The 11,741-nt window shown below is 67.9% G+C and carries 11 protein-coding genes; 4 read left to right on the top strand and 7 right to left on the bottom strand.

What is annotated here, in order from left to right; genetic code table 11:
- Positions 1 to 62 precede the first annotated feature (62 nt).
- Complete coding sequence (locus ACIA8G_RS39695; RefSeq protein WP_396423935.1) at positions 63 to 380, top strand: hypothetical protein; 318 nt, start codon at positions 63 to 65, stop codon at positions 378 to 380.
- A gap of 379 nt (positions 381 to 759) precedes the next feature.
- Entirely contained in the window at positions 760 to 2,973 is a 2,214-nt protein-coding gene (locus ACIA8G_RS39690) for a SulP family inorganic anion transporter (RefSeq protein WP_396423934.1), read from the top strand.
- 75 nt (positions 2,974 to 3,048) lie between these two features.
- Here the strand turns inward: ACIA8G_RS39690 and dacB are convergent, their stop codons facing one another.
- Positions 3,049 to 4,578, bottom strand: a complete 1,530-nt coding sequence (dacB, locus tag ACIA8G_RS39685; protein WP_396423933.1) for a D-alanyl-D-alanine carboxypeptidase/D-alanyl-D-alanine-endopeptidase — start codon at positions 4,576 to 4,578, stop codon at positions 3,049 to 3,051.
- Positions 4,575 to 6,005, bottom strand: coding sequence for an NADP-dependent phosphogluconate dehydrogenase (gene gndA / locus ACIA8G_RS39680; protein WP_396423932.1), 1,431 nt, complete (start codon positions 6,003 to 6,005; stop codon positions 4,575 to 4,577). The genes dacB and gndA overlap by 4 nt, the downstream gene beginning before the upstream one ends.
- 121 nt (positions 6,006 to 6,126) lie before the next feature.
- Between gndA and ACIA8G_RS39675 the strand changes: the two genes are divergently transcribed.
- Positions 6,127 to 6,438 (top strand): DUF2218 domain-containing protein, encoded by a 312-nt coding sequence (locus ACIA8G_RS39675; RefSeq protein WP_396423931.1) that lies wholly within the window; start codon positions 6,127 to 6,129, stop codon positions 6,436 to 6,438.
- On the opposite strand, the gene ACIA8G_RS39670 is transcribed toward ACIA8G_RS39675, so the two are convergent.
- The gene (locus tag ACIA8G_RS39670) at positions 6,421 to 7,050 is read right to left on the bottom strand and encodes a LysE family translocator (protein ID WP_396423930.1); all 630 of its coding nucleotides are present in this window, start codon (positions 7,048 to 7,050) and stop codon (positions 6,421 to 6,423) included. The two genes, ACIA8G_RS39675 and ACIA8G_RS39670, sit on opposite strands and share 18 nt — an antisense overlap.
- Before the next feature lie 29 nt (positions 7,051 to 7,079).
- Between ACIA8G_RS39670 and ACIA8G_RS39665 the strand changes: the two genes are divergently transcribed.
- Positions 7,080 to 7,586, top strand: a complete 507-nt coding sequence (locus ACIA8G_RS39665; RefSeq protein ID WP_396423929.1) for an Lrp/AsnC family transcriptional regulator — start codon at positions 7,080 to 7,082, stop codon at positions 7,584 to 7,586.
- A gap of 7 nt (positions 7,587 to 7,593) precedes the next feature.
- Here the strand turns inward: ACIA8G_RS39665 and ACIA8G_RS39660 are convergent, their stop codons facing one another.
- From ACIA8G_RS39660 to pyk, 4 genes are all read right to left on the bottom strand, one after another.
- Positions 7,594 to 8,484 carry a nucleotidyl transferase AbiEii/AbiGii toxin family protein gene (locus tag ACIA8G_RS39660; RefSeq protein ID WP_396423928.1) on the bottom strand — a complete coding sequence of 297 codons (891 nt, stop codon included), beginning with the start codon at positions 8,482 to 8,484 and terminating at the stop codon, positions 7,594 to 7,596.
- Positions 8,485 to 8,516: 32 nt separating this feature from the next.
- Positions 8,517 to 9,230 (bottom strand): type IV toxin-antitoxin system AbiEi family antitoxin domain-containing protein, encoded by a 714-nt coding sequence (locus tag ACIA8G_RS39655; RefSeq protein ID WP_396423927.1) that lies wholly within the window; start codon positions 9,228 to 9,230, stop codon positions 8,517 to 8,519.
- A 70-nt stretch (positions 9,231 to 9,300) separates the two neighbouring features.
- The gene (gene tesB, locus ACIA8G_RS39650) at positions 9,301 to 10,212 is read right to left on the bottom strand and encodes an acyl-CoA thioesterase II (protein WP_396423926.1); all 912 of its coding nucleotides are present in this window, start codon (positions 10,210 to 10,212) and stop codon (positions 9,301 to 9,303) included.
- Between the two features lie 83 nt (positions 10,213 to 10,295).
- On the bottom strand, positions 10,296 to 11,720 hold the full coding sequence (pyk, locus tag ACIA8G_RS39645) for a pyruvate kinase (protein WP_396423925.1): 1,425 nt from the start codon (positions 11,718 to 11,720) through the stop codon (positions 10,296 to 10,298).
- Between the last annotated feature and the right edge of the window lie 21 nt (positions 11,721 to 11,741).

The following is an 11,741-nucleotide window of genomic DNA, read 5'->3' as shown; positions in this document are numbered from 1 at the left end:
TCGCAGGGAGGGCGCGACAGGCTGCATGGGCTGCTTACGTAGGGACTGGAGCTCTGAGCCTGATGGCCGTCACGGTGTTCAGCCAACTGGACAAGTCGCTGCACTCGCACCTGGCCACACTCACAGACCTCGCCCAGCGCGGCGACGACCAGACCGCCCTCGTGCTCGCCAGGGTAGAGCTGCCGAAGGTGGTCGCGGTGGTCAAGGCGTTGCTGGACGAGCACCAGCCCGACGAGCACGGCCGGTGCGCGACCTGCAAGCGAGGCTGGTTCTCGCGGCGGATGCCCGCACCGTGCCGTGCTTACCTCTCGGCGCAGCTGATCCTGACCGTGGTCGGCCAGGAGACTTCGCACGGCAAGCACCTGCGCTCGGTAGGCTGAATTCCGGAACTCGATAGTTCTTCATCTCCGCCCGCGACCTGGGCCGGCTCCGCACCCCCCGACCGGAGCCGGCCCTTCTTGCCGTCACCTCTCGTGACCACGCGGATCAAGATCAACACGGTTGGCTGAAAGATCTGCCACGACACCGATTCCGCCGCCATCATGGTTGGCGACGCGGCCTGATCTCGAACCCGATCGCCTGTGCCGACACGGAGGTGTTCCCGTGCCGACCCCGCATGACCGCGCCGACGCGCTCGCAGCCGTCCGGCCGCGCCGCCTGCTGCCCTTAGAGCCCCTCTAGCTCACTCCCCTCCCCTGCCCTGTGCCTTGTCGCACAGGGCTATGCCGCATTCCACCGTCCTGAGAAAGGGAAGCCGCCGTGAGCCATCTCCAGAGGTCCAACACGGGCGACCACACCCCGCACGGTCCACCGCTGATCCTCAAGCACGACCTGCCCGCGAGCTTCGTGCTGTTCCTGATCTCGATCCCGTTGTCGCTCGGCATCGCGCACGCCACCGGCGCGCCGCTGATGGCCGGGATCATCTCCGCCGTCGTCGGCGGTGTGGTCGTCGGCGCGATCAGCGGGGCGCCGTTGCAGATCAGCGGACCGGCCACCGGGCTGGTGGTGATCGTGGCCGGGCTGGTGGCGCAGTTCGGGTGGGCCGCGACCGCCGCGATCACGCTGGCGGCCGGGGTGGTGCAGCTGGCGCTGGGACTCACCGGCATCAGCAGGCTGGTGATGTCGCTGTCCCCCGCGGTGGTGCACGGGATGCTCGCGGGCATCGGCATCTCGATCGCCGTGGGACAGCTCGTCGTGGTTCTCGGCGGCACGGCGGCGTCGTCGGTGCCCGCGAACCTCGCGCTGCTGCCGGGTCAACTGGCAGGGTCGCACCTCGGGTCCGTTGTGGCCGGTGCGGCCGCGATCGCGGCTTTGCTGCTGTGGCCCAGGGTTCCGCGTGCCTCGCTGGTGCCGGCGCCGCTGGTCGCCGTGGCCGCCGCGACCGTCCTGGTCGTCGTGTCGCACATCGAGGTGGCGCGGGTCGATCTGCCGGACAGCCACGCTCTCGTGTTCCCCGAGATGCCGCAAGGCAGTGCCGGCACCGTGATCACGGCCGTCGTCACCGTCGCACTGGTGGCGAGCATGGAGTCGTTGCTGTCGGCCGTCGCCGTGGACCGGTTGCACGACGGGCCGCGCGCCCGGCTGGACAAGGAACTCATCGCGCAGGGCACCGGAAACGTGCTCGCCGGCGCGCTGGGCGGGTTGCCGATCAGCGGTGGTCTAGCGCGGAGCTCCACGAACGTCGCGGCGGGCGCCCGGACCCGGTACAGCGCGATCCTGCACGGCGGGTGGATCGCGGTGGCCGTGCTCGCGTTCAGCAACGTGCTGGAGCTGATCCCGTTGTCGGCGCTGGCCGGCGTTCTACTCGTGGTCGGGCTGAGGCTCGTGTCGCCGGACCGGATGCGCACCCTGTGGCGGCACCGGGAGTTCCTGGTGTACGCGGGTACCGCGCTCGGCGTCGTCCTCTTCGGACTGCTCGAAGGCGTCGCCGTCGGGCTGGCCATCGCGTTGCTGCGCGCGCTGTACCGGTTGACGCACTGTTCGGTGCGTGTCGAGGGCAACCGGGTGTGCGTGCGCGGATCGCTGGTGTTCCTGGGGGTCGGGCGGCTCGTGCGCGAGCTGCGGCGGCTGCCGTTGAACCAGACCGTGGTGCTGGAACTGCACGTCGACTACCTGGACCACGCTTCCTACGAAGCGATCAACGACTGGCGCGAGGGCTACGAACGGCTCGGTGGCCGGGTGCGCGTCGACGAGGTGCACGACACCTGGTTCGACCGGGCCAACCAAGGCAAACCGGGGCGGCGTAAGACGTTGCCCGGTCCGCTGCCGCGCTGGTTCGCGCCGTGGTCGCACTGGCAGGGCTCGCCGGACTCGGTCCTGCTGCCCGCCCAGAGGTCCTCACGGGAGAGCGATCCCATGCTCCTGGGGATGCACGAGTTCGAGCAGCGCTCGGCGCCGTTGGTGCGGCCGTTCCTGCACGAGCTGGCGCTGCGCGGGCAGCGGCCGCAGCAGCTGTTCGTCACCTGCGCGGACTCCCGCGTGGTGCCGAACCTGATCACCACGTCCGGGCCGGGCGACCTGTTCTGCGTGCGCAACATGGGCAACCTGGTGCCGATGTTCTCGGCGGAGGACAGATCGGTCGGTGCCTCGGTCGAGTACGCGGTCGAGGTGCTCAACGTCAGCACGATCGTCGTTTGTGGACACTCGGACTGCGGCGCGATGAAGGCGTTGGTGAGGGGGTCCGCTGCGCGGGGTTCTCACCTGCATTCGTGGCTGCGCAACGCGGAACCGTCGCTGATCAGGTTCCACGCGCCGACCTCGCCCGGCTGCACCGACCTGCCGGTGGCGGACCGGCTGGCGGTCGCGAACGTGGCGCAGCAGCTGGACAACCTGCTCGGCTACCCGAGTGTGCGGGAGGCGATCGCCGCGGGCACGCTCACGTTGAAGGGCATGTACTTCGACATCTCGAACGCCCGCGTGTACCTGGTCGATCCGGACCGCAACGGCCTGGAACCGGTACCCGCACCAGCCTGATTTCATTGGCGCGAAAAGCACGTTCGGGCCATCTAGCGGCCCGAACGTGCTTTTCGCGCTTAACCCGAACGGGTGCTAGCAGGCGTTGATCCAGGAGCACTCGACGTCGAAGCGTTCCTGGCCGGCCTTGGGTTCCTGCTCACCGGCCGTGCGCTGCTGCGGCACCGACTGGATCTGCGGAGCCGACGGCGTGCCGCCTTCCTCAGCCAGGCGGACCGCGATGCTGTCCTCGATCGTCCTGGGGCTGAAGTTCAGCAGCACGTTGTTCTGCACGACCGAGAACACGAGGTCCCGGTTGTCCCTCGTCTTCACGTAACCGGTCAGCGCCGAAACACCGCTGAGCGACCCGGTCTTGGCCTTGACGTTGCCCGCGGCCGCCGTGTTCTTCATCCGGTTCACCAGGGTGCCGTCCACGCCGGCCACCGGCAGCGACGCCTCCCAGGTGGCGAACCACGGCTTCGACTTCGCCTTGATCAGGATCGACGTCAGGTCGTCCGGCGAGACCTGGTTCATCCGGGACATGCCGGAACCGTCGACGATCTCGACGACGTTCGGGTTGACGCCGAGTCCCGACCACTTGGAGCTCAGCTGGTTGACGCCGTTGCCGAACGACTTGCCCGCCGTCTTGACGAGCACCTCGGCCAGCATGTTGTTGCTGTTCTTGAGCAACGGCGTGATCAGCTGGCCCAGCGACTGCGACTGGTCGGACGCGAGCACGGCCGCACCGGCCGGAGCCGCCGCCTCGCGGACGTCACCGGCGACCTCGATCCCGTTCGCCCGCAACGCGTTGCGGAACACGGACGTGACCAGGGCGGTCGGGTCCTTGACCGTCGACAGCCGCGGCGAGATCTCGGCGTTCGTCGCGCCGCTGACCCGGATGATGTTCGAGCCGTGGTCGCGTTCGATGCTGATGCTGCCGCTGCCCGTGGTCGCCGTGTTCACGACGTGCACGCGGTCGTTCTCCGGCTCGACCGTCACGACGGCCGGGGCGCCCGCCGCGGCGCCCGGCTTGACGCGCACGAGCACCGTGCCGGCGCTGAACTTCGCGTCCGGCGACAGCGTGAGCGCCGAGGTCTCCGCGCTGTACGCGAACGGCTCGTCGTCCCACGCCCAGCCGGTGCCGTACGGCTGCGAGTCGAACGCGGTGTCGTCGATGACCAGCGAACCGCTGACCTTCGTGACACCGCTGTTCTTCAACGCCGTCGCCAGCGCCGCGTACCGCGACTGGCTCATCGTCGGGTCGCCGGTGCCGCGCAGGACGAGGTCGCCCTGCAACGTCGAACCGTTGCGCGTGCCCGACGACAGCAGCTCGGTCTTCCACCGGTAGTCGGGACCCAGCAGGTCGAGCGCCGCCGCCGTCGTCAGCAGCTTCAGGTTCGAAGCGATCTGCTGACGACGCGAGCTCGTCCTCGTGTACACGACATCACCGGTGTTCGCGTCCCGCACGACCAGGCCGACGTCGGCGCCGACGAGCGCCGGGCCGGCCAGGATCGCGTCGAGATCGCGGGTCAGTGCCTCGTTGTCGACTGCTACCGCGCCGCCGCTGGACGTCAGGGTCAACCCTGCCGCCGCAGCGACGACCGCCCCCAGAATTCGAAACTTCACGCTTCCACCTCTGATCGATCACCCGACCACAACGTGTGGAAGCTACCGGGCTTGTCGGTGCGCCTGTACGTATGTGCGCCAAAGAAGTCCCTTTGGCCCTGGACAAGTGCCCCCGGAAGACGCTCCGAGCGCAGGCCGTCGTAGTAGGCCAAAGCGGACACGAAGCCCGGCGTCGGCACACCGGATTCGACCGCACGGACCACAACCCTGCGCCAAGCGGCGTCAGCGTTCTGCACCGCGTCGCGGAAGTAGCCGTCCACCAACAGAGACGCAAGATCCGAGTTCGCGTCGTAGGCCTCGCGGATTCGGTTGAGGAACTGCGCGCGGATGATGCAGCCGCCGCGCCAGATCGTCGCCATCGCGCCGAGGTCGATGTTCCAGTCGTAGTTCTTCGACGCCGCGCGGATCATGTCGAAGCCCTGCGCGTACGCGACGACCTTCGACGCGTAGAGCGCCTGGCGCACGTCGTCGACGAGCTCGGGGTCCGGCTTCGCGACGACCTCGCTGGCGCCGAACGCCTCGCGCACGGCCTTGCGCTGGTCGATGTGGCCGCTCAGGCTGCGGGCGAACACGGCCTCGGCGATACCGGTCGTCGGCACGCCCAGTTCCAGCGCCTCCTGCACGGTCCAGCGACCGGTGCCCTTCTGCTCCGCGGCGTCCTCGATGACCTGCACGAGCGGCGTGCCGTTCGCGTCGACGTGCTTGAGGACCTCGGCGGTGATCTCGACCAGGTACGACTCCAGGTCGCCGGAGTTCCACTGCGTGAACACGTCGGAGATCTCGGCCGGCGCCAGCCCGCCCACGCGGGTCAGCAGGTCGTACGCCTCGGCGATCAGCTGCATGTCGGCGTACTCGATGCCGTTGTGCACCATCTTCACGAAGTGCCCGGCGCCGTCCGGCCCGACGTGCACGCAGCACGGCTGACCGTCCACCTTGGCGGCGATCTCCTCGAAGACCGGGCCGACGTGCTTGTACGACTCGGCGGGACCGCCCGGCATGATGCTGGGGCCGTTGAGCGCGCCCTCCTCGCCGCCGGAGATGCCGGCGCCGACGAACAGCAGGCCCTTCTCCTTCAGCGCGGCCTCACGGCGGCGCGTGTCGGCGTAGTGCGCGTTGCCACCGTCGATGACCATGTCACCGGACTCCAGCAGCCCGCTCAGCTCGTCGATGACGGCGTCGGTCGGGCCACCAGCCTTGACCATGATGATGATCTGGCGCGGCGTCTGCAGGCTGTCCACGAGGTCCTGCAGCGTCTCGGCGCCGACGAAGTCGCCCTCGTGCCCGTGCTCCTCGAGCAGGGACTTCATCTTCGCGGGCGTCCGGTTGTGCACAGCGACTTTGAAGCCGTGACGCGCGAGATTGCGCGCGAGGTTGCTGCCCATGGTGGCGAGACCGGTGACCGCGATACGTGCTTTGCCTTCCGTCATACGCGACAGCCTGCCGTGTTCCGCGCGGTTTCGCGAGACGTCACAGGGTGTTCTCAGACTCCGTTTCGCCAGGTGAACCGCGTCACGCCGCGGTACGTATGGCTAGGCGTAAGTTGGCTTCATGACGGAATTCACGAGCGTGGGTCGCTCGGCGACCGACCGCGCCTCCAGGTACGGCTCGCAGCTGGTGAAGCACTTCACGCACAAGGACCTCGAGGGGTCCTGGGAGGACGGACGCGGTTTCGTCCGGTTCTCCCTGGGACTGGCGGAGTTCACCGCCTCCGACGACGCGCTGACCATGCGCGTCGTGTCCTCATCGGAGGAGGACGTCGCACGCCTGCGGGACGTGGTCGAGCGGCACCTGGTCCGGTTCGGTGTTCGCGACGAGCTCACCGTCGCGTGGGACACGGCCGGCTCAGGCAGCGAGAACTGACGCCGCCATCCCGATGAGAGCGGTACCACACACCCGCTCGAACGCCGCGCGGATCTTGGGCTTGCTCAGCAACGTGCCCAGCTGACGCGCGAGCGGCACCACGACGACCCAGAACGCCGCGAACACCCCGACCGTGACGGCGCTGAGCACCGCCGCCTGCGGCAACGGCGCCGCGTTCGGGTCCATCGCCTGCGGGATGAGGCTCAGGAACGTGAGCATCACCTTGGGGTTCAACAGGTCGCACAGCATGCCTCGCAGGAACACGCTGCTGTCCTTGCGCGGCGGTTCCTGAGCGATGGGCTTGCTCGCGGACCGCAGCGTCATGAAACCGAGGTAGGCCAGGTACACCGCGCCGATCGCCTTGACCACGAAGAGCGCGGTCGGCACGGCCACGACCAGCGCCGAGAGCCCGATCGTCGCCAGCGTCGCGTGGACCAGCAGCCCGGTGATCACCCCCAGCGCCGCCACCACGCCCAGACGCAGGCTGCGCACCGCGTTCCCCATGATCAGAACGAAGTCGGGACCAGGCACGATCGTGATCACCACGAGCGCGAGCAGGAACGACGTCCACGCGATGTGCATGGCACTGATCGTCGTCACTCGTTCGAGCACGGTCCACCTGGTCAGTACGATGTTCGCTTATGCGCGAACAAGCCGAACTCGATTCGGTCGACTGGCACATCCTGGAGGAGTTGCAGAACGACGCGACCCTGGCCAACCGGACGCTGGCGGAGATCGTCGGCCTGGCGCCCTCATCGTGTCTGCAACGCGTCCGCCGGCTGCGCGAACTCGGCGTGATCACCGGGTGCCACGCGGTCGTCGACCCGGCCACGACGGGGCTGCCGCTGGAGGCCGTGATCTCGGTGAACGTGCGGCCGCACACCCGGCCGGTGGTCGCCGCGTTCCGGGCGTTCGTGATGGCTCAGCCGGAGACGCGGTCGATCTTCCACGTGTCCGGGCAGGCCGACTTTCTCGTGCACATCGCGGTCGCGGACTCCACGCACCTGCAGGCGTTCCTGATGGACAAGATCGCGTCACGGACCGAGGTGCGGAACCTGACCAGTTCGGTGGTGCTGGAGCGGGTGGAGACTCGAGCTTTGACGCCTCCGGCGAATCTGCGGCCTACTCACCGTCGCCGGAAGGCTTGATCGCCCGTCACTCCCACCGCAGGCGGTCGAGCCGCCAGGTTCCCGCCGGCGGCTGCTGCTGGAGCAGTGGGGTGATGAAGGCGTCAGCGAGGGATGCGATGCCCCCGAGAGTTCGATGTTCATCGGAGAGTTCCGTGGTCTTGGCAGCTTCCGCTCGATAGCCGGCTGTCCACGAAGGATCCGGCACGACGTACCCGGCGGGGAGCATCAGATGCGTACCCGCCGCGTTGCGGCGGCGCACTTCCGCATGCAACGCCTCATGAGTGGTCGTGCCGTTCAGGCTGGAGTTGCAGGCGATCAGCACCAGGTCCACGAGGTCCTTGAACCTCGTGGAGGGCACCAGTCGTTCGCGATGCCGTTCGTACATCGCCGCGATCTTGTCCGCGACGTGGTCCTCGAGCGGCCACATGCGGATCTCGGGCCAGGGGCTGGAGTCGATGGTGAACGGTGCCGTCAACTGCTCGACGGTGAGCTGTCCGACCGGGTGAAGCTCGGCAGCCACCACATCAACGCTGACGGTGGACAGCTGCCGGAGGCCGAACATGACCTTGAAACGCACTTTGCGGGACGGCCGGTTGGCCGCGGTTTCGCGTGATGTGTCGTGATGGTCGAACCGCAGATGATCGTCCAGTTCGGTCGATGCGGCCGCGATCAACGCTTCGACAGCGCTGTCGACCGTCGCCTCGTCACCGACCCGCAGGAGATCGACGTCAGTCGAGTACCTGGCCCTCGGCCACCGCACCAGCAGCGCCTGACCTCCCTTGAGCACCCAGCCGTCCCTGTCTGCGTGGAAGACACGGGCCAGCAGACGGCGGTGGTAGTAGCGCTCGATGAGCTCACCGGTGGGAACTCCGGTCAGCTTTGAACTGTTGGCCGCACGGCTCTTCAGCGAACTCATGAACGCCTGCGGGCTTGAAGGTGGTTTCGGGGTCACGTTTCTTCAGTTGGCTCGACGCGGGTGGCGATGGGAGAGGGCCGGGTGGCCAGTTCTTGGATGGAGAGACCTATTTGGGCAAGCAGCAGTTCCAGCAGCGCCAGACCGGTCGGGGGCTTGGCACCGTAGGACCGCGCATGAGGTTGGATCCGCTCCGCCAGCACGTCGAGCCGGACCTGCCCGGCTTCGACTGCCTGACGAACAATCGTCGCGATGTGCCCGGCATCGATGTGTCGCCCCAGCAGGTCGTAGATCGTGCGCATGGGCGTGGTGACCGGCAGGCCGTTCAGCACCGTCACATCAGCATCGGTGAGGTCTCCTCGACGCAGCCACACACCCGGATCACGAGTCGTGCGCCGACGCGGAACGGTGATCTCCACACCCGCGTTCACCAGGTCGCCGATGTTGTGCAGTCGTGCTGCGGATTGATGGGAGACGACACCACCGTCTGGATCCAGCTTGGGCCGCGCCCAGCCGGCGACCTCAGGACGTAGCGCAAGCCAAGCTGCTTGTTCGGCGCGCGCATCGGACACCTCGGCAGATGTCGACGCGTACACGCCGCGGCGCACACCGTCCAGGAGTCCAGCAGACTTCAGCCGATGCAGGGTGACATCATCAACTCCGCTGCGCAGAGCCTGTTGCGTCGTGACCATGCCCCACTGCCCGGCGGTGTACTCGCTGAGCTTTTCAAGAGCACGGACCGTGTCCATGCAGCAAATCCTACATCATGATGCAGCGTTTCCTACGCCCTGGATGTAGGAAACGCTGCTTACCAGCGACCTACTCGCCGTCGCCGGAAGGCTTGATCACCCGAATCAGCCCCTCCTGGACCACAGTCGCCACCAACTGCCCATCCCGGGAGAAGAACCGCCCAGTGGCCAGCCCACGATTCCCAGAGGCAGAAGGCGAAGCGGTGTCGTACAACAACCACTCATCAGCCCGGAACGGCCGGTGGAACCACATCGCGTGGTCCAAAGAGGCACCAAGAACCTTGTCCAGTCCCCAGTAGACGCCGTGCCGCGCCAGAACCCCGTCCAGCAGGGTCATGTCCGACGCGTAGGTCATGACGCAGAGCTGCAGCATCGGGTCGTCCGGCAGCTTGCCGTCCGCCTTCATCCACACCCGCGAGGTCGCCGCGCCTGGACCGTCCTCACGCGACTCCCACGGCGGCTCGGTCACGTACCGGATGTCGATCGGGCGCGGGAACTTCAGGTTCACCAGCGAGTAGCCCTCGACGGACTCGCTCCACGTCGGCAGCGACTCCGGGTCCGGCACGGACGGCATCTCGGATGCGTGCTCGACGCCCTGCTCCTCCAGCTGGAAGGAGGCGGAGAGAGCGAAGATCGCCTTGCCGTGCTGCACGGCGACGACGCGGCGGGTCGTGAAGGAGCGGCCGTCGCGGATGCGGTCCACCTCGTACACGATCGGCACGCGCGGGTCGCCGGGCCGGATGAAGTACGAGTGCAGCGAGTGCACGCGGCGTTCCACCGGGACGGTGCGGCCGGCGGCCACGAGCGCCTGGCCCGCGACCTGCCCGCCGAAGACGCGCACCGGCGACTCGGCGGGTGACACCCCGCGGAAGATGTTCTCCTCGATGCGTTCCAGGTCGAGCAACGCGACCAGGTCGTCCACCGCGGATTGGCCGCTGAGACCCGAAGGGCTCGCGGCAACGGCACGGGCAGCCTCAGTCACGTTCAAACACTCCCTAGTGGCATGACCACAATCTTCACCGGGCGCTACGAACGCGCACCCGGTGAAGGTTAGTGCTCACGGCACTACGCGTGGTCGTCCTCCCCCAGCCGGTGCACCCGGATGAGGTTCGTCGACCCAATGGTGCCAGGAGGCGATCCGGCCACGACCACCATGAGGTCACCCGCCGTGTAACGGCCGATCTCCAGCATGGCGACGTCGACCTGGCGGACCATCTCGTCGGTGGACTCCACCCGCGGCACCAGGAACGTCTCGGTGCCCCACGTGAGCGAGAGCTGCGAGCGCACCGAGGCCTCCGGCGTGAAGGCCAGCAGCGGCAGGTGCGTGTGCAGGCGGGCCAGGCGGCGGACCGTGTCGCCGGACTGCGTGAAGGCGACCAGGGCCTTCGCGTTCAGGCGCTCGCCGATGTCGCGGGCCGCGTACGAGATCACGCCTCGCTTGGTGCGCGGGACGTGGGTCAGCGGCGGCACGACGACCGACTCGGTCTCGACGGCCTCGATGATGCGGCCCATGGTCTGCACGGACTCGATGGCGTAGCGGCCGACCGAGGTCTCGCCGGACAGCATCAGGGCGTCCGCGCCGTCCAGCACCGCGTTCGCGACGTCGGACGTCTCGGCGCGGGTCGGGCGGGAGTTGGTGATCATCGAGTCCAGCATCTGGGTCGCGACGATGACCGGCTTGGCGTTCTCGCGGGCGATCTGGATCGCCCGCTTCTGCACCAGCGGCACGTGCTCCAGCGGCAGCTCGACGCCCAGGTCACCGCGGGCGACCATGACGCCGTCGAACGCGAGGACGATGGCCTCGAGGTTGTCCACGGCCTCCGGCTTCTCGATCTTCGCGATCACCGGGAGACGGCGGCTGCCCGAGCGGTCCATGATCTGGTGGACCAGGTCGATGTCGGCCGGCGAGCGGACGAACGAGAGCGCGATGAAGTCCACGCCCAGCGAGAGCGCGAACTCGAGGTCTTCGATGTCCTTCTCGGACAGCGCGGGCACGGAGACGTCCATGCCGGGCAGCGAGAGGCCCTTGTTGTTGCTGACGGGTCCGCCCTCGGTGACCTCGGCCACCACGTCGGAACCTTCTACGTCGACCACCACGAGGCCGACCTTGCCGTCGTCGACCAGGAGCCGGTCGCCGACCTTGGCGTCCTTCGCGAGCTCCTTGTAGGTCGTCGACACGCGGTCGTGCGTGCCTTCGACGTCTTCGACGGTGATGCGGACGATGTCGCCGGTGTTCCAGTCGACAGGGCCCGCCGCGAACCGGCCGAGCCGGATCTTGGGGCCCTGGAGGTCGGCGAGGATTCCCACGGCGCGGCCCGACTCGTCAGCTGCGGCACGGACCATGTCGTAGACCTGCTTGTGGTCGGCATGGCTGCCGTGGCTGAAGTTCATCCTGGCCACGTCCATACCGGCCGCTACCAGGTCACGGACCTTGTCCGGCGTGCCAGTGGCGGGACCGAGGGTACAGACGATCTTTGCGCGTCGACTCACGTCTGCAGAGACTAGCCCTCG

The organism is Lentzea sp. NPDC051213, from assembly GCF_044455585.1.
GTDB lineage: Bacteria > Actinomycetota > Actinomycetes > Mycobacteriales > Pseudonocardiaceae > Lentzea.
Note: the sequence above shows the minus strand (reverse complement) of the source record. Positions and strands in the feature narration are given on the sequence as shown.